Source organism: Tenacibaculum lutimaris, from assembly GCF_003610735.1.
Taxonomy (GTDB): domain Bacteria; phylum Bacteroidota; class Bacteroidia; order Flavobacteriales; family Flavobacteriaceae; genus Polaribacter; species Polaribacter lutimaris.
Genome location: NZ_RAQM01000008.1, coordinates 142,803 through 167,279, shown reverse-complemented (window position 1 = coordinate 167,279; position 24,477 = coordinate 142,803). Strand labels below are relative to the sequence as shown.

Annotated in this window: 22 protein-coding genes; 6 read left to right on the top strand and 16 right to left on the bottom strand. The window is 32.0% G+C overall.

The annotated features are described in order from the left end of the window. Positions 1-77: 77 nt before the first annotated feature. Together C8N26_RS07120 and C8N26_RS07115 are read left to right on the top strand one after the other, a co-directional pair. Positions 78-1,499, top strand: a complete 1,422-nt coding sequence (locus C8N26_RS07120) for an amidohydrolase family protein (protein WP_120186694.1) — start codon at positions 78-80, stop codon at positions 1,497-1,499. A 33-nt stretch (positions 1,500-1,532) separates the two neighbouring features. Continuing rightward, a complete protein-coding gene (locus C8N26_RS07115) occupies positions 1,533-2,483 on the top strand; it encodes a hypothetical protein (RefSeq protein ID WP_120186693.1) in 951 nt (316 codons plus the stop codon). A gap of 52 nt (positions 2,484-2,535) precedes the next feature. Here C8N26_RS07115 and hisIE read toward each other — a convergent pair whose 3' ends face one another. The 11 genes from hisIE to C8N26_RS07060 all read right to left on the bottom strand — a co-directional run bounded on the left by hisIE (position 2,536) and on the right by C8N26_RS07060 (position 13,402). Then, on the bottom strand, positions 2,536-3,120 hold the full coding sequence (gene hisIE / locus C8N26_RS07110) for a bifunctional phosphoribosyl-AMP cyclohydrolase/phosphoribosyl-ATP diphosphatase HisIE (RefSeq protein ID WP_120186692.1): 585 nt from the start codon (positions 3,118-3,120) through the stop codon (positions 2,536-2,538). Further along, the gene (gene hisF, locus C8N26_RS07105) at positions 3,117-3,869 is read right to left on the bottom strand and encodes an imidazole glycerol phosphate synthase subunit HisF (protein WP_120186691.1); all 753 of its coding nucleotides are present in this window, start codon (positions 3,867-3,869) and stop codon (positions 3,117-3,119) included. The genes hisIE and hisF overlap by 4 nt, the downstream gene beginning before the upstream one ends. A gap of 3 nt (positions 3,870-3,872) precedes the next feature. Beyond that, entirely contained in the window at positions 3,873-4,589 is a 717-nt protein-coding gene (gene hisA / locus C8N26_RS07100; RefSeq protein ID WP_120186690.1) for a 1-(5-phosphoribosyl)-5-[(5-phosphoribosylamino)methylideneamino]imidazole-4-carboxamide isomerase, read from the bottom strand. 13 nt (positions 4,590-4,602) lie between these two features. Then, complete coding sequence (hisH, locus tag C8N26_RS07095; RefSeq protein WP_120186689.1) at positions 4,603-5,184, bottom strand: imidazole glycerol phosphate synthase subunit HisH; 582 nt, start codon at positions 5,182-5,184, stop codon at positions 4,603-4,605. Positions 5,185-5,268: 84 nt separating this feature from the next. Continuing rightward, positions 5,269-6,402, bottom strand: coding sequence for a bifunctional histidinol-phosphatase/imidazoleglycerol-phosphate dehydratase HisB (gene hisB / locus C8N26_RS07090; RefSeq protein ID WP_120186688.1), 1,134 nt, complete (start codon positions 6,400-6,402; stop codon positions 5,269-5,271). Between the two features lie 15 nt (positions 6,403-6,417). Then, entirely contained in the window at positions 6,418-7,476 is a 1,059-nt protein-coding gene (hisC, locus tag C8N26_RS07085) for a histidinol-phosphate transaminase (RefSeq protein WP_120186687.1), read from the bottom strand. Continuing rightward, positions 7,469-8,758, bottom strand: coding sequence for a histidinol dehydrogenase (hisD, locus tag C8N26_RS07080; RefSeq protein ID WP_120186686.1), 1,290 nt, complete (start codon positions 8,756-8,758; stop codon positions 7,469-7,471). The genes hisC and hisD overlap by 8 nt, the downstream gene beginning before the upstream one ends. 17 nt (positions 8,759-8,775) lie before the next feature. Further along, on the bottom strand, positions 8,776-9,633 hold the full coding sequence (gene hisG, locus C8N26_RS07075; RefSeq protein WP_120186685.1) for an ATP phosphoribosyltransferase: 858 nt from the start codon (positions 9,631-9,633) through the stop codon (positions 8,776-8,778). Between the two features lie 299 nt (positions 9,634-9,932). Then, entirely contained in the window at positions 9,933-11,702 is a 1,770-nt protein-coding gene (typA, locus tag C8N26_RS07070; RefSeq protein WP_120186684.1) for a translational GTPase TypA, read from the bottom strand. A gap of 228 nt (positions 11,703-11,930) precedes the next feature. Next, positions 11,931-12,239: an LETM1 domain-containing protein gene (locus C8N26_RS07065; RefSeq protein ID WP_120186683.1), complete on the bottom strand. Its 309-nt coding sequence runs from the start codon at positions 12,237-12,239 to the stop codon at positions 11,931-11,933. Next, a complete protein-coding gene (locus tag C8N26_RS07060) occupies positions 12,239-13,402 on the bottom strand; it encodes a proline dehydrogenase family protein (protein WP_038005781.1) in 1,164 nt (387 codons plus the stop codon). The genes C8N26_RS07065 and C8N26_RS07060 overlap by 1 nt, the downstream gene beginning before the upstream one ends. A gap of 104 nt (positions 13,403-13,506) precedes the next feature. On the opposite strand from C8N26_RS07060, the gene aroB reads away from it, so the two are divergent. Continuing rightward, positions 13,507-14,565 carry a 3-dehydroquinate synthase gene (gene aroB, locus C8N26_RS07055; protein WP_120186682.1) on the top strand — a complete coding sequence of 353 codons (1,059 nt, stop codon included), beginning with the start codon at positions 13,507-13,509 and terminating at the stop codon, positions 14,563-14,565. A gap of 35 nt (positions 14,566-14,600) precedes the next feature. Here aroB and C8N26_RS07050 read toward each other — a convergent pair whose 3' ends face one another. From C8N26_RS07050 to dnaB, 5 genes are all read right to left on the bottom strand, one after another. Next, positions 14,601-15,395, bottom strand: coding sequence for a patatin-like phospholipase family protein (locus C8N26_RS07050; protein ID WP_051435876.1), 795 nt, complete (start codon positions 15,393-15,395; stop codon positions 14,601-14,603). Between the two features lie 16 nt (positions 15,396-15,411). Continuing rightward, positions 15,412-16,539 (bottom strand): N-acetyl-alpha-D-glucosaminyl L-malate synthase BshA, encoded by a 1,128-nt coding sequence (gene bshA / locus C8N26_RS07045; protein WP_120186681.1) that lies wholly within the window; start codon positions 16,537-16,539, stop codon positions 15,412-15,414. Between the two features lie 148 nt (positions 16,540-16,687). Next, positions 16,688-17,533 (bottom strand): transketolase, encoded by an 846-nt coding sequence (locus C8N26_RS07040; RefSeq protein ID WP_120186680.1) that lies wholly within the window; start codon positions 17,531-17,533, stop codon positions 16,688-16,690. Positions 17,534-17,594: 61 nt separating this feature from the next. Continuing rightward, on the bottom strand, positions 17,595-18,779 hold the full coding sequence (locus C8N26_RS07035) for a hypothetical protein (protein ID WP_028892040.1): 1,185 nt from the start codon (positions 18,777-18,779) through the stop codon (positions 17,595-17,597). A gap of 147 nt (positions 18,780-18,926) precedes the next feature. Further along, a complete protein-coding gene (gene dnaB / locus C8N26_RS07030) occupies positions 18,927-20,441 on the bottom strand; it encodes a replicative DNA helicase (RefSeq protein WP_028892042.1) in 1,515 nt (504 codons plus the stop codon). 128 nt (positions 20,442-20,569) lie between these two features. Here dnaB and C8N26_RS07025 point away from each other — a divergent pair, with 128 nt between their 5' ends. The 3 genes from C8N26_RS07025 (at position 20,570) to lysA (ending at position 24,438) form a co-directional block, all read left to right on the top strand. Beyond that, on the top strand, positions 20,570-21,640 hold the full coding sequence (locus tag C8N26_RS07025; protein ID WP_120186679.1) for a DUF3810 domain-containing protein: 1,071 nt from the start codon (positions 20,570-20,572) through the stop codon (positions 21,638-21,640). Between the two features lie 72 nt (positions 21,641-21,712). Beyond that, positions 21,713-22,951 (top strand): peptidase T, encoded by a 1,239-nt coding sequence (gene pepT / locus C8N26_RS07020; RefSeq protein WP_120186678.1) that lies wholly within the window; start codon positions 21,713-21,715, stop codon positions 22,949-22,951. Between the two features lie 281 nt (positions 22,952-23,232). Beyond that, positions 23,233-24,438, top strand: coding sequence for a diaminopimelate decarboxylase (gene lysA / locus C8N26_RS07015; protein ID WP_120186677.1), 1,206 nt, complete (start codon positions 23,233-23,235; stop codon positions 24,436-24,438). Positions 24,439-24,477 lie beyond the last annotated feature (39 nt).

Sequence of the window (24,477 nt, the reverse complement as noted above, 5' to 3'; positions counted from 1 at the left end):
AATTCAGTCATTTTTTTTTAATACTGACTTCTTGTAACATTTTTTACCCTAAAACGTCTACAAGAAAACTAAACTGCATGAAATATCTAAAAATTAGTAATTTATTATTACTCCTAACAGTATCATTTTTATTTCTTAACTGTACAAAAAACAACAAACCAGAAACTAAAGAAGACAGTAACACATACGTTATAAAAAACGTCAATGTAATACCAATGACAGAAGATAATAATGTCATTAAAAATGCTACAGTGGTAATTCACAATAACAAAATAGAGTCTATAAATGATTCTGTCCCTTCTAAAGCAACAATTATTGACGGAAAAGATAAATGGCTTATTCCAGGACTAATTGATATGCACGTACATACGCTGAGCAATGGAAGTTTTTCTCAAGGATATGCAACTAGAGGTTCTACAGTAAACTTTAACACACAGAACTTAATGACTCCATACATAGCAAACGGAGTGACTACAGTATTTGAGTTAAGTGGAAGGCTTGGACACTTTTCACAAAGAGATAAAATAATGGAAAAAAGTGTTATTGGACCTCGTATGGCAATAGCTGCTGTAATTGATGGTAAAGGCAATGAAATAAAAGCTACGACTCCTGTTGAAGGAAGGCAATCGGTTAGAAATGCTAAAGGTTTAGGTTATAGGTTTATAAAAGTTTATACCTGGTTGAGCGAAGAAACTTTTAAAGCTGTTATTGATGAAGCTGAAAAACAAAACATGAAAGTTGTTGGACACATTCCTACAATTTTTGAAGGAAAACCTGCTGAAGACTTATTTGTACCACATTTCGGACTCATAGCACATGTTGAAGAATTATCTAAACAAACGAATGATTTTAGTTATGAAAAAGCGCAAGAATTTGCTCGCTTAGCTAAAGAAAATAATACTTGGTTAATTCCGAATTTATCTAACATGGTTTGGATTTTAAATCAAGCTAAATCACCAGAAAAAATTCAAAACCTACCAAGTTTAAAGTATGTACACCCATTAATGCAGAGTAAATGGTTAAACTCGAATCGTTTTTCTGGATCTTCTCCTAAATTAATTGAATTCTTTAACAAACAAAAAGAATTTCATAAACAGATTGTTAAAGCTTTTAAAGAAGAAGGTGTGCCTATACTCGCAGGAACAGATGCTGGTATTTCTGGAATCGTTTGGGGCTTTTCTCTTCATGATGAATTGGAACTATTAGTAGAAGCTGGATTAACAACTAAAGAAGCCTTAGCTTCTGCAACTCGTTTGCCAGCTGAATGGCTAGAAATCGGCGACAAAATTGGTACTATTGAAACAGGAAAGTTTGCTGATTTAATTTTACTAGACAAAAATCCATTAGAAAATATTAATAACACACGTACAATATCTGGTGTATTTGTTGATGGAAAATGGCTTGATAAAACTAAAATCGATACTATGCTTTTAAAAGTAGCCAAATGGAATGATGCTCATAAAGAAAAATATCAATGGAAAAATAGGAAGAGTTTGTAATTCTTAGCTAATTATAATTTGTAAAATATATTTATGCGCTCAATATTTACCTTATTTTTTACTGTTTTACACTTAATTTCTACAGCCCAAACTACTGAAAAGGATAGTTTAATTATCGTAGAAAAAAATCCTAAAAAGGGTTTTTATAGTGATTATATTCTCTTTATTCCTAAAGAAACTCCACAAAATAAAGAGATATTCCTTCTTGTAGAGCCTAACAATACAGGAAGAACATCTGATAGCATAGAAGTTCATAAAAAATACGCCATAAGTTTAGCATCGGTAAGTTCTGTAGGAAACAACATTTCTACAATGTTAAAAATACCCTTACTTGTTCCTATATTTCCTAGGCCTACATCAAAGGAATTGACCTATACACATGCTTTAGATAGAGATGTAATGCTAGAAGAAACACCAGAACTTAAACGTTTAGATTTGCAACTATTAGAAATGATAAATGATGCTAAATCTAGATTGAATACTTTAAGAATTAAGGTGGCTCCTAAATTTTTTATGAATGGTTTTTCTGCATCTGCAACATTTACAAATAGATTTTCATTTATACATCCTGATAAAATAAAAGCATTAGCTATAGGCGGATTTAATGGTAAGCTTTTATTACCTCAAAAAGAAATCAACGAAATAGAATTAGATTACCCAATCGGAATAAATGATTTAGAAGAACTATTTAATCATGAATTTGATTTGGAAGCTTATAAAGTCATCCCTCAATTTATTTATATGGGTAAGTTAGATGAAAATGATGCAGTACAATTTGATGATGCATACAGTAACGCTGAACGACAAATAATTAACGACAATATAGGAAGGAATGTTTATGAAAGATATCTTGAATGCCAAAGAATCTATCATAAAAATAATATAAACCCAATGTTTAAAGCTTATGAAAATATTGGACATTGGACAACATCAGATGTAAATTTTGAAGTCATTAAATTCTTTTTTAAGCAAATGCAACAGTAATTTTTTTCATCTGATGAGTCCTTTATAAAAAAGCCCAATATCATTTACAACTTTAATTGCGACTTTTCAATACATTTTCTATATCTACTAAGCTAAAACCTTTGGCTTTTAATAAAATTAAATAGTGGTACAGTAAATCGGCAGCCTCGTTTTTAAATAATTCATCATTGTTGTCTTTCGCTTCTATAACTACTTCTACAGCCTCCTCTCCTACTTTTTGAGCCACTTTGTTAATTCCTCTTTTGTAGAGTTTATTAGTATAAGACGTTTCAACATCATTATCTATTCTGTCAGAAATAATACTTTCTAATGAATACAAAAAACCTTTGGGCGTCTCTTCTGCAAAACAAGAAGTGGTTCCTTTATGACAAGTTGGTCCTTCAGGAGTTGCCTTAATCAATAATGTATCATTATCACAATCTATTTGAATGTCATTAACCCATAAAAAATTTCCTGATTCCTCACCTTTTGTCCAAAGTCTATTTTTACTTCGGCTATAAAAAGTAACTTTTCCCTCTTTTTTCGTTTTAGTAAAAGCTTCTTCATTCATGTACCCTAACATTAGTACTTGCAATGTGGTATTATTTTGTATTACTACTGGAACCAATCCATTTCCTTTTGAAAAATCTATATTCATCGTATAGCTATGTTTTGTTTTTTTAATTCGTTTTTTAGTACGGGTACAGGTATTTCACCAAAGTGAAAGATACTAGCAGCCAATCCTGCACTGGCTTCTGTTTTTGTGAAAACTTCTATAAAATGCTCTACCTTTCCTGCTCCTCCTGAAGCTATTACAGGAATATTTACCGTTTTACTCACTGCTTTGGTAACTTCAATGTCAAATCCGTTTTTGGTACCATCACTATTCATAGAAGTTAATAATATTTCACCAGTACCTAATTTTTCTACCTCTTTTGCCCAATTCACAGTCTCTAATTCGGTTTCAAAAGTGCCTCCTTCAGTGAACACTTTCCAATTACCATTTACATTTTTAGTATCAATGGCAACCACAACAAACTGACTTCCAAATCGATTTTTTAAATCACTTATTAATTGCGGATTTTTTACTGCAGAAGAATTGATACTTACTTTATCGGCTCCTGCTTGAATTAAAGCGACTGCATCTTCTACAGTACTGATTCCTCCACCAACAGTAAATGGAATATTAATTTCTTGTGCAATTGTTTTTACCAATTCAACCAAAGTTTTTCTATTTTCTAGTGTAGCTGTAATATCTAAAAACACTAATTCATCCGCTCCTTGTTTTACATATTGTTTTGCTAATTCTACTGGATCTCCAGCATCTTTAATATCTATAAAATTGACTCCCTTTACAGTTCGTCCGTTTTTTATATCCAAACATGGGATAATTCTTTTCTTTAACATCTCTTAGCTTATAAATTCTTGTAATTCTTTTAAACTTATGTTTCCTTCATAAATAGCTTTACCTACAATGGCTCCTTCACAACCAATTTCTTTTAATCGATGTAAATCATTGATATTGGCTACTCCTCCACTCGCTATTAAGTTTACTGAGGTTTTACTCAAAATTTCTAAATATAAATCTAAAGAAGCACCTTGTAACATTCCATCTTTAGCAACATCTGTACAAATAGTATTTGCAATACCTATTTCTTGATATTCACTTATAAACTCAATAACATCAACTTCTGAGGTTTGTAACCAACCATTGGTCGCAATTTTTCTGTCTTTACAATCTGCTCCCAAGATTATTTTATCCATACCATATTTAGTTAACCATCCAATAAAAACATCTGGATCCTTTACCGCTATACTTCCTCCTGTTATTTGATTTGCTCCACTTTCAAATGCGATTCGAGCATCTTTATCTGACTTTAAACCTCCTCCAAAATCAATTTTTAAATTGGTTTTCGTTGCTATTTGTTCTAATACTTTGTGGTTTATAATTCGACTAGATTTTGCGCCGTCTAAATCAACAATATGTAAATATTCTATTCCGTTTGCCTCAAATTCTTTAGCTACTTCTAACGGATTTTCATTGTATATTTTTTTTGTGTCATAATCGCCTTTAGTTAAGCGGACACATTTTCCTTCTATAATATCTATTGCAGGTATAATTCTCATTTTTAATCTCTTTTTATAACTCTAAAAAATTATTCAATAATTGCTCCCCGACATCGGCTGATTTTTCAGGGTGAAACTGCATTGCATAAAAATTATCTTGCTGCATAACGGTACTGAACGGAAGAATATAATCGCAGGTTGCCAGTGTATTTTTAGATACTTCTGCATAATACCCATGAACGTAGTATACATCATCTTCTAGAGCTATGTTTGTAAACAGTTTAGATGATTTTAATTCAGAAAAATTATTCCACCCCATATGTGGTACTTTCTCTTTTGGTGGGAACTGTTTTGTACGCGCATCAAAAATGCCCAAACATTTGGTATCTCCTTCTTCTGAATATGTACACATTAGTTGTAGTCCCAGACAAATTCCTAGTACAGGTTGTTTTAAGGAAACAATTAATTCATCAAGATTTCTTTCTTTTAAGTATTTCATTGCTGAACTAGCTTCTCCAACCCCTGGAAATATGACTTTATCTGCCAATTGTATTTCTTCTGGATTATCTGTGATAATGCTTTCGTACCCCAAGCGAGTTAGAGCATTTTGTACCGATCGTATATTTCCTGCATTATATTTTATAATAGCTATCATATTTTAATTATGAATGATGAATTTTTAATTACAAATTATTTTCTCGTACTATTGAGTAATTCATAGTTTTTAATTCGTAATTGATTACAGAACTCCTTTTGTTGATGGTAAAATCATCTTCTCTACATCTCTTTTTACAGCTACTTTTATCGCTTTTGCAAAAGCTTTGAAAATAGCTTCTATTTTGTGATGTTCGTTAGTACCTTCTGCTTTGATATTTAAGTTACATTTAGCACCATCTGTAAACGACTTAAAGAAGTGATAAAACATTTCCGTAGGCATTTTACCTATCATTTCTCGTTTAAAATCAGCTTCCCAAACCAACCAGTTTCTTCCACCAAAGTCAATAGCTACTTGAGCTAAGCAATCATCCATTGGTAAACAGAATCCATAACGTTCAATCCCTAGTTTATTCCCAAGTGCTTTATAAAACACTTCTCCTAATGCTATCGCTGTATCTTCAATAGTATGATGCTCATCTACTTCTAAATCCCCTTTTACTTGTATATTCAGATCCATTTGACCATGGCGCGCTATTTGATCTAACATATGATCGAAAAAAGCAATACCCGTATCAATCGTACTTTTTCCTGTTCCATCTAAATTTACTTCTATTTTTATTTGAGTTTCATTGGTGTTTCTTTCAATAGAGGCAGAACGTTCTTCCAACTTTAAAAACTCATAAATCGTGTTCCAATCGTTACTCTCTAAAGCTATAAAATCGTCTAGTTCCTCTCTTTTTACAGTAATTTCATCAGTTCCTAAATTCGTTTCATCATTAATGTAAATTCCTTGAGCACCCAAATTTTTAGCGAGTTCTACATCGGTTAAACGGTCACCTATTACAAAAGAATTTTTCATATCATACTCTTTAGAGAAGTATTTTGTTAATAAGCCTGTGTTTGGCTTTCTTGTAGGTTGATTGTCTTTAGCAAATGTTCTGTCAATGATTTCTTCTGCGAACTCAATACCTTCTTCTTTTAAGGTATTCATCACAAAGTTGTGTACTGGCCAAAACGTGTTTTCTGGATATGCTTCCGTTCCTAATCCATCTTGATTAGTGACTAACACTAATTCAAAGTCAAGTTCTTTGGCTATTTTACTCAATCCTTGAAAAACTTTCGGATAGAATTGTAATTTCTCAAATGAATCTGTTTGTTCATCTGCTGGTTCTTTGATTAACGTACCATCTCTATCTATAAATAATATTTTTTTCATCGTCTTTTTAAAAATTTAAAGTGAGTTTTCAACTTCACTTGATGTAATACTTAATTGTTGAAGCGTTTCTATTAACCTTTTGTTTTCTTTTTCGCTTCCTACCGTAATTCGTATACAATTACGCACCAAGTTACTCCTGTTTCTCGTTATAATTTTTCGAGCTACTAGCTGAGCATACAGTTCATTAGCACTGGTAACTTCTATTAATATAAAATTAGCATCTGAAGGATATACTTTTTTAACCAGTTCAAGTTCCTCTAACCGCTTTTCTAATTTTTCCTTTTCATTCAGAATTATATTTTTCTCAATTTCAAACTGAGCTAAATTATCTAGCTTATTAAGTACAGCTTCTTGATTTAAAGCACTAATATTATAAGGTGGTTTTACCTTGTTGTATAGATCAATAATTTCTTGATTAGCATATGCCACTCCTACTCTAACACCTGCTAACCCCCATGCTTTACTAAAGGTTTGGCTGATAATTAGATTTGGATAATTTTTTAATTGATTTATAAAAGATTCTTTAGTGCTAAAATCAATATAGGCTTCATCAATAATTACAATTCCCTTGAATTTACTAAGAATAAACTCAATTGTTTCATTTTTAAAACAATTTCCTGTTGGGTTATTTGGTGAGCAAATGAATATTAATTTTAAATTTTCATCTTCTAAATAACGTTCTAAAACATCTGTATTAATCTGAAAATCTTGATTTAAAGCTAATTCAATCAGTTCTACATTATTAATAGCTGCGGAAACATTATACATTCCATAAGAGGGGATAAAAGTTAGCGCTTTATCTTTACTTGGATTACAAAATATTCTAAATGCTAAATCAATTACTTCATCACTTCCATTTCCTATAAAGATTTGATTCTCATTTACACCTTTAATTTCAGACAATCGTTTTTTAATTGCCATTTGTTGTGGATCTGGATAGCGATTCAAGGTACCAAATGGATTCTCATTGGCGTCTAAATAAACTTCAGCAATTCCTTTGAATTCATCTCTAGCAGAAGAATAGGCTTTTAGCTGTTGAATATTAGGTCGTACTATTTTTTCTAAATTAAACATTATTAAGCTCTTTTAATCTAACTGTTATTGCGTTTTTGTGTGCTTGTAAACCTTCAGCTTCTGCCATCAATTCTATAGCTTCACCTAGGTTGTCTATACCTTCTTTAGTTACTTCTTGAAAGGTTATTTTCTTCACAAAACTATCCAATGAAACACCACTGTAGTTTTTTGCATAACCGTTTGTAGGCAATGTATGATTGGTTCCACTAGCATAATCTCCAGCACTTTCACAACTGTAATTTCCTAAAAATACTGAACCTGCATTCATAACTCCATCAATATATTCAGAAGCTTTTTCTGATGCTATAATTAAGTGTTCTGGTGCATACTCGTTACTAAAGTTTATACATTCTTCTTTAGAGTTAAAAACCACTGTAAAACTATTTTCTATTGCTTTTTTTGCAAGTTCTTTCCTAGGTAAATCTTCTAACTGTTTCTTTAACTCTACTTCCACATTTTTAGCAACTTCTTCGTTAGTAGTTACCAATACTGATTGACTGTCTGCTCCGTGTTCTGCTTGCGACAACAAATCAGCTGCTACAAATACAGGATTGCTAGTTTCATCTGCAATTACAAGTACTTCACTAGGACCCGCTGGCATATCAATAGCTGCTCCTTGCTGTTGTACCAACTCTTTTGCCTTAGTTACAAATTGATTTCCTGGTCCTAAAATTTTATATACTTGAGGAATTGTTTCTGTTCCGTATGCCATAGCCCCTATAGCCTGTGCGCCTCCTACTTTAAAAATTTGCGTGATTCCTACTAGCGAGGCCGTGTATAAAATTGCAGGATTAACGGCTCCTTCTTTGTTAGGTGGTGTACATAAAATAATTTCTTTACAACCGGCTGATTTTGCTGGAATACCCAACATTAAAATGGTAGAAAACAATGGAGCTGATCCTCCAGGAATATACAATCCAACCTTTTCAATCGCTACGCTTTTTCTCCAGCAAGTAACACCTGTTACCGTTGTTACTTTTTTAGGGTCTTCTTTTTGTGAGTTGTGAAACGTTTCAATATTCTTTTTTGCTAATTGAATAGCTTTTTTTAACTCCTCAGAAACTAAACTTTTTGCTTTTTCTATTTCTTCCTCTGTAACTTTAAAAGATTCAAGAGAAACATTGTCTAACAACTGAGCATATTTTACTAATGCTTTATCTTTATTAGTTTTCACATCGTTTAAAATAGTTCGTACGGTTTCTTGTAAACTATTCTCATTAATAACAGCTCTTTTACACAATGAACTCCAAGTTTGTATTGCTGGATTTTTTATAATTTTCATCTTTTAATTTTATCTTGTTAAACAACCATTTTTTCTATTGGACAAACCAAAATACCTTCTGCTCCATTGGCTTTTAGTTCGTCTATAATCTCCCAAAATTCATTTTTATTAAGTACTGAATGTACCGAACTCCAACCTTCTTCTGCTAAAGGAAGTACTGTTGGGCTACGCATTCCTGGTAAAATATCAATGATTTTGTCTAGTTTTTCATTCGGAGCATTTAGTAACACATATCTTGATTGTCTTGCTTTTAATACTGATTGAAGCCTAAATTGTAATTTGTTAAGTATTGCTTGTTGTTTTTCTTGAATCTTAGGTGAAACTGCCAATACAGCTTCCGATTTTAATAGAACTTCTACTTCTTTTAAGTTGTTTTTAAATAAAGTTGAACCACTAGATACAATATCACATATTCCGTCTGCTAAACCAATATTTGGAGCTATTTCTACAGAACCGTTAATGATATGTAATTGTGATTTTATGTTCTTCTCTTCTAGAAATTTTAAAACTGTGTTTGGATATGAAGTTGCTATTTTTTTATTCTGAAAGTAGTTTATTCCTGTATATTCCTCATTTTTAGGAATTGCTAAGGACACTTTACATTTTGAAAAACCTAGTTTTTCTATGAATTGAATTCCTTCTCCTTTTTCTATTAACAAGTTTTCTCCGATAATAGCTATGTCAACTACTCCATCTTTTAAATACTGTGGAATATCTCCATTTCTTAAATAAAATATTTCTAACGAGAAGTTACTTGCTGAAGCTTTTAATTGATCTTTACCGTTATCAATAGAAACTCCACAATCTTTTAAAATTTGTAGGGAGTCTTGATTAAGTCTTCCTGATTTTTGTATGGCTATTTTTAATTTACTCATTTCTGGTTTTGAATAGGTTTGAGTAAATCGTTTTGAGAAGCTTGTTTCCTGGCGCCTTGGAAATAAAAAACCCGTTTGATTTACTCAAACGGGTTTAAAATATATCTTGATTTTATTCAATACATTTTCAGCTCGCCTGAGTGCAAGTATGAAAATGATGATGATGTAATTGAATAAAATTCATGTCTTTGTGTTTGTTTTACAAATATTTACTTTTTATTTTTAATTATGCAAATAAATTTTAATAAAAAATAAAAACCACCTAAATTAGGTGGTTTTCAATATCTATATTTAGAATATTATCTAAAATCAATTTTACGCATACGTAAGCTTTCAGGAGTAACTTCTAAGTACTCATCAGCTCTAATATACTCCATACATTCTTCTAAAGAAAAATCGATTTTTGGAGCAATTTTAACACTATCATCGTTACCTGAAGAACGTACGTTAGTTAATTTTTTTCCTTTAATTAGGTTTACAGCCATATCATCTGCTTTGGCGTTTTCTCCAACAACCTGACCTTTGTAAATTTCTTGATTAGGATCAATAAAAAAACGTCCTCTATCTTGTAAACGGTCAATTGCATAAGCGGTTGCTTTTCCTGTTTCAGAAGAAACAATAGCACCTTTTAACTCTTCAGCAAATTCTCCTTTATATGGTCCGTATTCACTAAATCTATGGTTTATAATTGCTTGACCAGCTGTTGCTGTCAATATTTTATTACGTAAACCAATTAATCCTCTTGATGGAATTGTAAACTCTAAGTGTTGTAAATCACCTTTTGGCTCCATTACTAATAAGTCTCCTTTACGTAAAGAAACTAAGTTAATCGCTTTAGAAGCAACATCTTCAGGAACATCAATAGATAATGTTTCGTATGGTTCACTCTTAACTCCGTCAATATCTTTTAAAATTACTTGTGGACGACCTACTTGTAATTCATATCCTTCACGACGCATAGTTTCAATTAATACTGATAAGTGTAATACACCACGTCCAAAAACGTTGAATTTATCTTCTGTATCAGTTTCATCAACACGTAAAGCTAAGTTTTTCTCCATTTCCTTAAATAAGCGATCACGTAAGTGACGAGAAGTTACAAACTTACCTTCTTTACCAAAGAATGGAGAGTTGTTAATAGTAAATAACATACTCATAGTAGGTTGATCTACTTCAATTCTTGGTAATGCTTCTGGGTTATCTACATCTGCAATGGTATCACCAATTTCAAAATCATCTAAACCTGTTACTGCACAAATATCTCCACTACGAACTTTATCTGCTTCAGCTTTACCCATTCCTTCAAAAACGTGTAATTCTTTAATACGGACTTTTTTAGTAGTCCCATCTGCTTTACAAAGCATGTAATCTTTATTCTTTTCTAAATCTCCACGGAAAACACGACCAATAGCAATTCTTCCTTTGAATGAAGAATAATCTAACGACGTGATTTGCATTTGAGGAGAACCTTCACGATATGGAGCTTCAGGAATTGTTTCGATTACAGCATCTAATAAATCAACTAAATCTTCTTTAGGATCTTGCCAATCTGTACTCATCCATCCATTCTTAGCAGAACCGTAAATGGTAGTAAAGTCTAACTGATCTTCCGTAGCTTCTAAAGCAAACATTAAGTCGAATACTTTTTCGTGTACTAAATCTGGAGTACAGTTTTCTTTATCAACTTTGTTTACTACAACGATAGGAGTTAATCCTAATTCGATTGCTTTTCCTAATACGAAACGTGTTTGAGGCATTGGCCCTTCAAAAGCATCAACCAATAATAAAACACCGTCAGCCATTTTTAATACACGTTCTACTTCTCCACCAAAGTCGGCGTGACCTGGAGTATCGATTACGTTGATTTTAACATCTTTGTAATTTACTGATACGTTTTTAGAAAGAATAGTAATTCCTCTTTCACGCTCTAGGTCGTTATTATCTAGCAATAAATCTGTACGCTCTTTACGCTCGTCTAAAATTTTAGCTTGATCTATAATTTTATCAACCAAGGTTGTCTTTCCGTGGTCAACGTGTGCTATAATAGCAATGTTTCTTATTGATTGCATTCGTGCTTATTTTGAAGCTGCAAAAGTAGTATTTTATTGTTTACGATTCACTAATTTTTATTACTGAATTCGTAATATTCAATTTAAAGCTTTATAGAAAGTACTTTTTTATAACAATTTTATATACTTTCTCCTTTCTTTTAAAGGGTTTTGGTAGTTTAAATTAATTGCTTTATTTCTAGAGTTAAAAAGAATTAAACACTCTACTTTTAGTTGTTTAGAGTTATACTACTCTGGTTTTGTATCTTCTAATTCTTCATCATCTGCTCTAAAAGCACTAGGAAGTATATCGGGTATTAATTTGATAAGTAAAGGCAAAAGTAAGGCTCCACCAGGAAGCATAAACACAGTAAAAGCAGGTATTGCTTTGCAAATATCAAGTGTTTGTTGCTTTACTTTTGCCTTTTCTTCATCGGTTAACGATGTAGTCAATGATTTTCTAATAAGAAAGACTAGCTCTTTGCTTTCTCTAAGCTCTTTAGCTAATCTTTTCTTATTTTTATAGATAGCCTCTTTTATTTCATCAACTGTATTCATTACAGCTTACGACGGGCTTTTTCAGTTTTCAGTAAATTTAACTCTCTTGAAGTTTGTCCTGCCACTGAAGTATTTTCTTCTGCTCTACGAATTAAATATGGCATCACATCACGAACAGGTCCAAAAGGAACATATTTAGCTACGTTATAACCTTCTTTTGCCAAGTTAAAACTAATATGATCACTCATTCCATATAATTGACCGAACCACATACGCTTATCATCGGCAGCAATGTTGTGTTCTTTAGCTAATTCCATTAACAAGTATGAACTTTCTTCGTTATGAGTCCCAGCAAAAATTGCCATATTTTTATGATCCATCATATAACGAACAGCTTCGTTATAATTATCATCTGTAGCTTGCTTATCTACACAAATTGGAGATTCGTATCCTTTCTCATTAGCTCTCTCACGCTCTTTCTCCATATATGCACCACGAACTACTTTCATACCAATATGATATCCTTTTTGATGAGCTCTTTGATGTAAGTCTCTCAAATAATCCATACGATCGTGACGGTACATTTGTAACGTATTAAAAACGATAGCTTTTTCTTTGTTGTAAATTTCCATCAATTCTTCAATCAAATCATCCGCAGCACCTTGCATCCAACTTTCCTCTGCATCTATCAATAAAGGTACATCTTTAGCTACTGCTGCCTTACATACCGTATGAAAACGTTCTACTACTCTATTCCACTCTATTTTTTCTTCAGAAGTCAACTCTTTTCCTTCTGTCAATTTTTGATATAAAGCAAAACGACCAAAACCTGTAGGTTTAAAAACAGCATACGGTATTGCTGCTTTTTCTTCAGCAAAATTGATTGTTTTTAAGGTCATTTTTAAAGCATCATCAAACTGAGCTTCGTCTTCTTTTCCTTCAACAGAATAATCTAAAATACTATGAACGTTTCCTTTTTCATACATCTTTTCGATGTTAGGTAAACAATCATCTTCTGTAACTCCTCCACAAAAATGGTCGAAAACTGTTGAGCGGATTAAACCCTCAACTGGTAAATGAGCTTTCAAAGCAAAGTTAGTTACCGCAGTACCAATACGTACCATTGGTTGGCTTTGAATCATTTTAAATAAAAAATAGGCACGCTCTAGCTCTGAATCAGATTTTAATTTAAAAGCAGTTTCTGTGTTGTCAAAAAGTCTCATTATCGAGGTAATATTAATGTCTTATATTTAAAGACAAATATAAATGAGTAGAGTGATATATTTTAATTTTTTCTATTTAATTTCGCTGTATATTTTTAATAACAATGACTACAATTAACGCAGCGACATACCCTATTCATTTTGATGAAAAAGCTTATAACGAATTAACCTCTTTAATTTCTAAAAAAAATTACTCATCAATATTTATTCTAGTTGACGATAATACCTTAGAACACTGTTATCCTCGATTTATGCAATTATTTGCTACGGACAAACCTATTGAAGTCATTCAAATTGATGCTGGCGAAATTCACAAAAACATTGAAACTTGCATGGGGGTTTGGAATGTTATGACAGAATTAGGTGCTGATAGGAAAAGCTTACTTATTACTTTAGGAGGTGGTGTTATCACCGATTTAGGTGGTTTTGTTGCTTCAACGTTTAAGCGTGGAATTGATTTTGTTAATATTCCTACTACATTATTAAGTATGGTAGATGCTTCTGTCGGAGGGAAAACTGGAGTTGATTTGGGAGTATTAAAAAACCAAATTGGTGTTTTTGCAAACCCTGAAATGATTGTGATTGATGCTGAATACTTACATACAGTTTCTACTCGTGAAATTCGTTCTGGTACTGCTGAAATTATTAAATATGGAATGACACATGACATTCGATTGTTTAATGAAATTAAGGACAACGATCAGGTAAATATTGTGGATTTAATCCACCGTTCAATTGAAATAAAGAATGAAGTTGTTTTAGAAGATCCAAAAGAACAAGATATAAGAAAAGTATTGAATTGGGGACATACCATTGGACACGGTGTAGAATCGTATTTTTTAGAGAATCCTAAAAAAGAAGCTCTAACTCATGGAGAGGCCATTGCTATCGGAATGGTATGTGAAGCTTATTTATCATCTGAAATTTTAGGTTTTCCAGAGGAAAAAGTATCAGAAATAAAAGAAGCTATTATTAAGATTTATGGTAAAATAGCTATTGAAAAAAACGATTTTAAAGCTATTCTTGAGTTAATGAAACACGACAAAAAGAATGTAGCTGGTGAAATTAATTTTGTACTTCTAAAAGATTACGAAGACTTCAAAATAAACTGCAAAGCTTCCGAAGAATTAATTAAAAAGAGTTTAGCATTTTATAACGCATAAAAAAGAGCAACTTAAAGTTGCTCTTTTTGTTTGTCTTATTTTAGTTTTTCTTCTATATACTTTTTAGCTGTATCGTAAATAGCATCTACTTCTTTAGGGCTAAAACCACTAAATTCACCTAATGGAAAACAAACTGTAGCATAAGTATTGAAAAATTTGTGTTCTTCAGAAGATAACATCAAAAGTTTAGAGGTATGCGCTAAAACTTTTAGAGTTGTATTTAATTCTTCATTTGTTTTTTCAGAAGGATACACAACATAACTTCCAATTATTGGATATTCGGAATCTTTAAAAGGTGTTGTTGGAAAATTATCTATAATTCCTCCATCCGAATATAGCATATCTTCTATCCTAATAGGATTAAATAAACCAGGAATAGCACATGATGCTAATACAGGTTTTAACAAATCTCCTTCATAAAAATACTGTGTAGTTCCTTTATTTAAATTCGTTGTTGATACCGTTAAAGGAATGTTTAATTCTTCAAATGTAGGTTTAATTTTATCTTCAATGAGTCTAGCATAGTTAGAAGAGTTGAAAATTCCAGGTTTCGCAATTGTAATCCATGAAAACTGAAATATTTCGGTTGTTTTAAAGAATTTTAAAATTTCTTGTGGTCTCATACCAGAAGCATACATAGAACCAACTAATGAACCTGAACTACAAGCCGAAATTGCGTTAATTTTAATATTCAGTTCTTCTAGCTTTTCTAATAAAGCAATATGAGCCACTCCCTTTTCTGCACCTCCACTAAGCACTAGGTTTACAGGCACATTCGGATCTAAATGTTTTAATTTTTCAAGAGCGCATTGGTATTTTTCTTTAATCATCTTTTTTTTTCATTTTTTAACTTACATAACACTTTTTATAAAGCCTTTCATAGGCTGGCAGAATATTATCTAATGAAAATAATTTAATATGTTCTTTGGCATTTTCTTTAAATTTATTCAAAACAACTTCATCTTTTAAAAGAAAAATGGCATTATTAGCCATATCATCTACATCACCTAACTCGCTTAAAAACCCAGTTACACCATTAATATTTACTTCTGGTAAACCTCCTGTATCAGTTGAAACTACTGGAGTGCTTGCTGCCATAGCTTCTAAAGCTGCTAACCCAAAACTTTCTGTTTCCGAAGGTAATAAAAATACATCTGTATAACACAAAATCTTAGCTACTTCTGTACTGTTTCCCATAAAAAGAACCTTATCTTCAATTTCTAACTCTTTAGCTAAATTTTCTGCTTTTAAACGTTCAGGACCATCACCAACCATTAATAATTTAGAAGGAATTTCTTTTTGAACCTTATTAAAAATTCGAATTACATCATCAGTACGTTTTACAGGACGAAAATTACTGATATGTGTTAAAATTCGTTCATGTGGTTTAGCCAATGCTTCTCTTTTACATTCACCTTCATGCGCTTTATCATACTTTTCACCATCTATAAAATTATAAACTACTTTAATATCTTTTTCAATATTAAATAAGCGTAACGTATCTTCTTTTAAACTGTTAGAAACTGCCGTAACTTCGTCAGATTTATTGATACTAAACTCTACCGCAGTTTTATACGTTGGATGACTTCCTACCAAAGTAATATCTGTTCCGTGTAATGTCGTTACTACCTTTACATCAATACCTTTATCTTCTAGCATTTTTTTTGCCATATAAGCCGCATAGGCATGTGGAATAGCATAATGCACATGCAAAACTTCTAACTCATACTTTGCTACTACTTCTACCATTTTACTTGATAAAGCCAATTCATAAGGTTGGTATTGAAATAGTGGATATTCTTCTAAAACAACTTCATGAAAGTGTAAACGGTGTGAAAAAAAATCTAATCGAACAGGTTGATTGTAAGTTATAAAATGTACTTCGTGTCCCTTATCTGCTAATGCCATTCCTAATTCAGTTGCTACAACTCCACTCCCACCAAAGGTTGGATAACATACAATTCCTATTTTCATGTTTACTGTTTGATTATTTTTAGATTTAGAATATAGTTAATGACGTAAATTTACGGTATTACTTACGTTTATTTGTAAAGAATTTCATAAAATAAAACGCCATTACGGGGTTCGTAATGGCGTTTATAATCTATAAATTATCTGTAATTTAATAATCTCCTAACGTTTCTGGGTTTTGCGCTAAAGCTAATTCTAATTGTTCATCATTTGGTGCTTTACCGTGCCACGCGTGAGTGTGCATCATATAGTCTACACCATTACCCATTTCCGTATGCAATAAAACACAAACTGGCTTTCCTTTTCCTGTGCGAGATTTTGCATCAGCCATTCCGTGTAAAATAGCTTCAACATTATTTCCTTCTTTAATCTCTACTACATCCCATCCAAAAGCTTCAAACTTAGCTTTTAAACTTCCCATAGGTAATACTTCATCAGTAGAACCGTCAATTTGTTTCTCGTTTAAATCAACTGTAGAAATTAAATTATCAACTTTTTTAGCCGAAGCATACATAGCAGCTTCCCAAATTTGACCTTCTTGTAACTCTCCATCACCATGTAATGAATATACAATTTTATTGTCTCCGTTTAACTTTTTTGCTTCAGCAGCACCGATAGCTACACTCATTCCTTGTCCTAACGATCCTGATGCAATACGAATACCTGGTAAGTCTTCATGCGTAGTTGGGTGACCTTGTAAACGAGAATCTAACTTTCTAAAAGTTGCCAACTCAGCTACAGGGAAAAATCCGCTATGAGCTAGTACACTATAATATACTGGTGAAATATGTCCGTTTGACAAGAAAAATAAATCTTCATTTTTACCGTCCATGGTAAAATCAGTAGAATAATCCATAATTTCTTGATACAAACAAGTGAAAAATTCAGCACATCCTAAAGAACCTCCTGGGTGACCTGAATTTACAGCATGTACCATTCGTACAATATCTCTACGAACTTGTTGTGTAAAATCTTGTAATTGTTGTGTTGTTGGCATTATTGTTTTGTTTTATGCCCACAAATGTAACTGATTATGTAAAAATGAGCAATTACTTTTATTACGTTTTTTGCTTTTTCTTCTTTGCAGCAGGAAACAGTACATTGTTTAAAATTAAACGGTATCCTGGTGAAGTTGGATGTAAATCTAATTCTGTTTTAGGATCTCCTACTCTATGCTGATAATCTTCAGGATCGTGACCTCCGTAAAAAGTAAACATTCCTTTTCCTTTAGTTCCATGAATGTATCTACCTTCTTTGTTGGTTTTGTTTTCTCCCAAAACAACAATAGTCGATTTTATAGTATTCGGATCAAATGAAGTGGTTTGTCCCATAAAACCTTTTACTAGCATTGTGTGATTTTGTGTTAACATCGTTGGAACTTGATCCCATTTAGCAGAAAATTCCTTCAACGTAAAATAATCTACCTCTTTATTAATTCTCCTTTTTCGAGTCATATCGATTGTAGAAAATTCATAAGTGGTTGGATTACGAATCAGCTCAAAATTTTTAAAAGCAAAAGTTTTATTAAAATCTATTTTAGATTGATAATTAGGCTCGGAAGCATCACCATCAAACATGGCTTCACAAATATCTACTCCATCTGCTGCTAAAGCAATGTCAAAGCTATCGGTTGCTGAACACATTGCAAACATGAATCCACCACCAACTACGTAATCACGTATTTTTTTAGCTACAGCACCTTTTTCTTCTGACACTTTGCCAAAGCCTAGTTTCTTTGCTAGAGCTTCTGCATCTTTTTTTTGTTGAATATACCAAGGTGCGGTTCTAAAAGCACCATAAAATCGTCCATATTGTCCTGTAAAGTCTTCATGATGTAAGTGTAGCCATTCGTACAATAACAATTTATCATTCAATACTTCTTCATCATATACTACATCAAACGGAATTTCAGCATAGGTTAACACCATAGTCACTGCATCATCCCAAGGCATTTTATCTTTAGGAGAATAAACAGCTATTTTTGGGGCTTTTTCTAAAGTTACCGCTTCTTGATTTTTAGATGGTGATGAAATTTCTTCTAAAATCAACGCTGACTTAGCATCTGAAATGATTTGATAAGATACACCTCGTATTTTGCATTCTTTTTCTATCGATTCGTTATTTTCTATTAAAAAAGCCCCGCCATCATAATTTAACAACCATTTTGCCTTTAACTCATTTTGAAGAGCATAATACACAATTCCATACGCTTTTAAATGATTTTTCTGGTTTTCGTTACTCATTGGCAAATAAATAAACGATGCCCAAATGGTATTTGAGAATAGAAAAAAGACAAGTATGTATATAATTTGCTTCATATTAAAAACTAAAATACACAATTACTTTTAAGCAATTGTGTATTCAGGTATATTTTAAGGTTTATTTAAAGATTAAAACGGAACATCGTCATCGCTTGGTCCGAAAGCATCTTCTGGCGAAGCAAAGTTATTTGAGGCTACTTCATCATTAAATCCTGAGTTCATACTCGACTGGAATTCACTACTAAATCCTTCTTCTAAATCTGAAAATTTTGCTAAGTGTCCTGTAAATTTCAAACGAATGTTATCCAATCCACCGTTACGGTGTTTTGCTACAATAAACTCTCCTTGTCCTTCACATGGTGAGTGATCATCATCATCCCATTCTGTCATTCCATAGTATTCAGGACGATAAATAAACGATACAATATCAGCATCCTGCTCAATCGCTCCCGATTCACGAAGATCGGATAATAACGGACGTTTACTTCCTCCACGGGTTTCAACCGCACGAGATAACTGAGAAAGTGCAATTACTGGTACATTTAATTCTTTACCTAATGCTTTTAAGTTACGCGAAATCGTCGAAATTTCTTGTTCACGGTTACCTCCTGCTCCTCCTGCTGTCATTAACTGTAAGTAATCAATAATTAAGATTTTAACTCCGTGCTGTGACACCAAACGACGTGCTTTTGCACGTAAATCGAAAATAGATAAAGCTGGAGTATCATCAATAAAAATAGGTGCTTCTGCAAGGTTTTTAACCTTCACGTTTAGTTGCTCCCATTCGTGTGGCTCAAGATTTCCTTTACGTAGCTTTTCAGAAGTTAATCCTGTTTCCGAAGAAATCATACGTGTAATTAACTGTACTGATGACATCTCTAATGAAAATAATGCTACAGGATGCCCAAAATCAATCGCCATATTTTTCGCCATCGAAATTACAAATGCCGTTTTACCCATACCTGGACGTGCTGCAATAATAATTAAATCGGTAGGCTGCCAACCAGAAGTAAGTGCGTCTAGTTTGGTAAAACCTGTAGCCAAACCACTCATTCCTTCTTTGGTAGAAATTTCTTGGATTTTATTAATGGATTGTTGCACTAACGAATCGGCTCTCTCTGCTCCCTTTTTTAAATTTCCTTGTGTAACCTCGAATAGTTTTCCTTCAGCATCATCTAACAAATCAAAAACATCCATGGTTTCATCATAAGCATTTTCAATAATTTCTGAAGAAATACTTATTAATCTTCGTTGAATATATTTTTCAAGAATAATTCTCGAGTGAAACTCAATGTGTGCAGAAGAGGCTACTTTTTGTGTTAGTCCAATTAGGTAAAAATCTCCTCCTGCTATATCTAACTTTCCGTTCTTTTTTAATTGATTAGAAACTGAAAGTAAATCGATTGGTTCTGAATTTTGAAATAATGCGTAGATTGCATCGTAAATTTCTTGGTGTCTTTTATCATAGAAAGCCTCAGGATGTAAGATATCAATTACTTCATCAATTCCCTTTTTATCAATCATCATAGCTCCTAAAACAGCTTCTTCTAGTTCTAAGGCTTGTGGTGGTAATTTTCCTTTTTCTAAGCTAATTATTCTAGCTTTATCAATTTTTGTTCCTTTGAGAGATTGGGTTCTTTCCATGACAGCAAATGTATATTTTTAAGATGATATTTGTAGGTGAGTTCTTTAAATTTCTTTTTACACAAGTTTTGTAAACAAAACTGTTATTAACTTGTTGATAACGTATCAACTTTCTTATTTTTGGGCTTATGAAGCTTCAAAAAAAACATCTTTATATAGTGTTGACACTTCCAATTCAAATTGTTTTGGTACAATTTTTAAGTCAAAAACCGCTGTGGATTGAACAATATTATAGTAATGGTATTTACCCTTACCTTTCTGTTTTTTTTCGTGCTATTTTGGGATGGATTCCTTTTTCTTTTGGTGACGCATTAGGTTTATTTTTAATTGTTTTTTTTATTAAGGCTTTATACAGTTTTATAAAAAACCGATTTAAAAATTCGCTTTCTAAATTACTAAATTTTATCATTACTTTATCAATAATATATTTTTGTTTTTATGCCTTTTGGGGATTAAATTATTTTAGAGAGCCTTTAGCAAAAAACTTAGGGCTACAACAATCTAACTACACTACCGAAGAATTAGTTTCTACAACAGAACATATAATAAAAGAATTAAACGCTATTCACTTACAAATTACCAATAACGATTCTGTTAAAGTAATAGTTCCTTATTCTCAAAAAGAAATATATGAGTTAGCTCCTAATGGTTTCAGATTACTATCTACTACTTATCCACAACTAAACTATCAAAGTTCATCAATAAAAAATTCTTTGGTTAGTTTATTTCAATCATACAATGGAACTTCAGGGTACCTTAATCCCTTAACAGGTGAAGCTCAGGTAAATGATATGATTCCTAAAACAAGCTATCCAGCTACAACCTGTCATGAAATAGCTCATCAAATTGGTTGGGCTGCAGAAAATGATGCTAATTTCGTAGGGTTTTTAGCGTCGATAGCTAACGATGATCTCTACTTTAAATACTCTGGTTACCGTATGGCTTATAACTACTGTATTCGTCAAGTATATAAAAGAGATGAAGAATTAGGGAAAGAACTGGCTAAAACAGTAAATAAAGGGGTTTATAAAGATTACAAAGCTAGTTATGTACATTGGCAGCAATTTAAAAACCCAATAGAACCTTATTTAAAGAAAGGATACAATTCTTATTTAAAAGCAAACAATCAATCAAAAGGAATACAATCGTATAGCTACGTTGTCGATTTATTAATTGCTTATTTTAAAAATGAATATTAACATAAATTCATCTTATTTCGCTTCTCTAAATACATTTGAAATAGCTATTTTTGATGCTTTAAAAATACTACGATGAACAAACAACATATAATCAACCGATTTATAAAGTATGTAACTATTGATACTGAAAGTGATCCTAACAACCCTGCTTTTCCTAGTACTGAAAAACAATGGGATTTAGCCAAAGTTCTTGAAAAAGAATTAAAGGAAATAGGAATGGAAGATGTTGAACTAGATGAGAATTGTTATTTAATGGCAACGTTACCTAGTAATTTAGATTATGAAGTACCAACTATTGGTTTTGTTGCTCATATTGATACTAGTCCAGACTTTACTGGAGCTAATGTAAAGCCTCAAATTCATGAGAATTACGACGGAAAAGACATCTTATTAAACAAAGAAGAGAACATCGTTTTATCTCCTGATTATTTTGAAGATTTATTACAGTATAAAGGTCAAACTATCATTACTACCGACGGTACTACCTTATTAGGTGCTGATGATAAAGCTGGTGTTACTGAGATTGTTTCTGCAATGGAATACTTAATTCAAAACCCAGAAATTAAGCATGGTAAAATCCGTATTTGCTTTACTCCTGATGAAGAAGTTGGTAAAGGAGCTCACATGTTTGATGTAGAAAAATTTGGTGCAGAATGGGCTTATACAATGGACGGAAGTCAAATTGGTGAGTTAGAGTATGAAAACTTTAATGCAGCTGGTGCTACAGTTACTATTCAAGGTAAAATTGTACACCCAGGATATGCGAAAGATAAAATGATTAACTCTATGCTTATTGCTAGTGAGTTTATAAATGCTTTACCTGAAGACGAAGTACCAGAAAAAACTACAGGTTACGAAGGTTTCTTCCACTTACATCACATGCAAGGTGAAGTTGAAAAAACAACTTTACACTATATTATAAGAGATCACGACATGAATCAATTCAACAATCGTAAGCAAGCTATGTTAGATTTAGCTGAAGTGTTGAATGCTAAACGTGGACAAAAATTAGTTTCTGTTGAAATTAAAGATCAATATTTTAACATGAAAGAAAAGGTTACTCCTGTAATGCATATTGTTGATATTGCTGAAGAGGTAATGAAAGATATGGGAATTACTCCGTTAATTAAACCTATTCGTGGGGGTACAGATGGTTCTCAATTATCATACAAAGGATTACCTTGTCCTAATATTTTTGCTGGCGGACATAATTTCCATGGACGTTATGAATATGTTCCTGCTGAAAGTATTGTAAAAGCAAGTGAAGTAATTGTTGGAATTGCTCAAAAAGTAGCTGTAAAATTTAATTAATTTTACATACCGTATTTATAAAATCAAAAACTCTAGCTGCAGCTAGAGTTTTTTTATGATATTTTTACCCCTTTAAAAAATATCATTTTGTTTGAAATAAATCCCCTTAATTTTATTTCACCGCAAATATGTACCTTTTTAAAAAGTTTAGAAACAGGAAAATTCCCTTTTACCTATCTTAAAAACCCCTTATTTCACAAAAAAACACAAATTTGTATATTTCTTTTATTTAATTTTTTGCCTAATACCTCCTATCTATTTTTGCGGCAAATAATTATTAAATGAATAGACGAGACCTTTTAAAGTTGACAGATAAGTATCAGTCTCCTTTGTATGTTTACGACACTGAAAAAATCATTTCTCAATACAAGAAAATTACTTCTGCATTTTCTAAAGTGAAGAATGTAAAAATTAATTATGCAGTAAAAGCGTTATCTAACATTAATATATTAAAGGTATTTAATAAGCTTAATAGTGGATTAGATACAGTTTCTATTCAAGAAGTTAAATTAGGTTTATTAGCTGGATTTGAACCTCATGAAATTATTTATACTCCTAACGGGGTTTCTCTTCAAGAAATAGAAGATGTAGCTAAGTTAGGTGTTCAAATTAACATTGATAATTTATCTATTTTAGAATTATTCGGACAAAAACATCCAACAATACCTGTGTGTATTCGTATCAACCCCCATGTTATGGCTGGTGGAAATAGTAAAATATCTGTTGGACATATTGATTCTAAATTTGGTATTTCAATTCATCAAGTACCTCATATAAAAAGAGTTGTTGAAAATACAGGAATGCATATTAATGGAATACATATGCATACTGGTTCTGATATTTTAGATATTGATACTTTTTTACGTGCTTCTGAGATTTTATTTGACGTAGCTAAGCAATTCGAAGATATAGACTTCGTAGATTTTGGTAGTGGTTTTAAAGTTCCTTACAAAAAAGATGATATTTCTACTAATATAGAAGAGTTAGGAGAAAAATTATCTACAAGGTTTAATCAATTTTGTAAAGATTATGGTAAGGATGTTACCTTAATGTTTGAACCTGGAAAGTTTCTGGTAAGTGAAGCTGGTTATTTTTTAGCGAAAGTAAATGTTATTAAACAGACTACTTCTACTGTATTTGCTGGCATTGACAGTGGTTTAAATCATTTAATTCGTCCAATGTTTTATAACTCATACCATCAAATAGAAAACATTTCTAATCCAAAAGGAAGAGAACGTTTTTATAGTGTGGTAGGTTATATTTGTGAAACTGATACTTTTGGTTCAAACCGAAGGATTAATGAAATTTCAGAAGGAGATATTCTATGTTTTCATAATGCCGGAGCTTATTGCTTTTCTATGGCATCTAACTACAATTCTAGATACAAACCTGCTGAAGTAATGATTTATAAAGGAAAAGATTACTTAATAAGAAAGAGGGAAACTATTGAAGATATTCTTAGAAATCAAGAAAACATTACGTTATAATAAAAATTAAAAGCTCTGACCTTTTTTGGATCAGAGCTT

Bases quoted from the DNA above. Each gene is read 5' to 3' on its own strand.
- C8N26_RS07120 (WP_120186694.1), top strand. From the start codon at position 78: ATGAAATATCTAAAAATTAGTAATTTATTATTACTCCTAACAGTATCA.
- C8N26_RS07115 (WP_120186693.1), top strand. From the start codon at position 1,533: ATGCGCTCAATATTTACCTTATTTTTTACTGTTTTACACTTAATTTCT.
- hisIE (WP_120186692.1), bottom strand. From the start codon at position 3,120: ATGAATATAGATTTTTCAAAAGGAAATGGATTGGTTCCAGTAGTAATA.
- hisF (WP_120186691.1), bottom strand. From the start codon at position 3,869: ATGTTAAAGAAAAGAATTATCCCATGTTTGGATATAAAAAACGGACGA.
- hisA (WP_120186690.1), bottom strand. From the start codon at position 4,589: ATGAGAATTATACCTGCAATAGATATTATAGAAGGAAAATGTGTCCGC.
- hisH (WP_120186689.1), bottom strand. From the start codon at position 5,184: ATGATAGCTATTATAAAATATAATGCAGGAAATATACGATCGGTACAA.
- hisB (WP_120186688.1), bottom strand. From the start codon at position 6,402: ATGAAAAAAATATTATTTATAGATAGAGATGGTACGTTAATCAAAGAA.
- hisC (WP_120186687.1), bottom strand. From the start codon at position 7,476: ATGTTTAATTTAGAAAAAATAGTACGACCTAATATTCAACAGCTAAAA.
- hisD (WP_120186686.1), bottom strand. From the start codon at position 8,758: ATGAAAATTATAAAAAATCCAGCAATACAAACTTGGAGTTCATTGTGT.
- hisG (WP_120186685.1), bottom strand. From the start codon at position 9,633: ATGAGTAAATTAAAAATAGCCATACAAAAATCAGGAAGACTTAATCAA.
- typA (WP_120186684.1), bottom strand. From the start codon at position 11,702: ATGCAATCAATAAGAAACATTGCTATTATAGCACACGTTGACCACGGA.
- C8N26_RS07065 (WP_120186683.1), bottom strand. From the start codon at position 12,239: ATGAATACAGTTGATGAAATAAAAGAGGCTATCTATAAAAATAAGAAA.
- C8N26_RS07060 (WP_038005781.1), bottom strand. From the start codon at position 13,402: ATGAGACTTTTTGACAACACAGAAACTGCTTTTAAATTAAAATCTGAT.
- aroB (WP_120186682.1), top strand. From the start codon at position 13,507: ATGACTACAATTAACGCAGCGACATACCCTATTCATTTTGATGAAAAA.
- C8N26_RS07050 (WP_051435876.1), bottom strand. From the start codon at position 15,395: ATGATTAAAGAAAAATACCAATGCGCTCTTGAAAAATTAAAACATTTA.
- bshA (WP_120186681.1), bottom strand. From the start codon at position 16,539: ATGAAAATAGGAATTGTATGTTATCCAACCTTTGGTGGGAGTGGAGTT.
- C8N26_RS07040 (WP_120186680.1), bottom strand. From the start codon at position 17,533: ATGCCAACAACACAACAATTACAAGATTTTACACAACAAGTTCGTAGA.
- C8N26_RS07035 (WP_028892040.1), bottom strand. From the start codon at position 18,779: ATGAGTAACGAAAACCAGAAAAATCATTTAAAAGCGTATGGAATTGTG.
- dnaB (WP_028892042.1), bottom strand. From the start codon at position 20,441: ATGGAAAGAACCCAATCTCTCAAAGGAACAAAAATTGATAAAGCTAGA.
- C8N26_RS07025 (WP_120186679.1), top strand. From the start codon at position 20,570: ATGAAGCTTCAAAAAAAACATCTTTATATAGTGTTGACACTTCCAATT.
- pepT (WP_120186678.1), top strand. From the start codon at position 21,713: ATGAACAAACAACATATAATCAACCGATTTATAAAGTATGTAACTATT.
- lysA (WP_120186677.1), top strand. From the start codon at position 23,233: ATGAATAGACGAGACCTTTTAAAGTTGACAGATAAGTATCAGTCTCCT.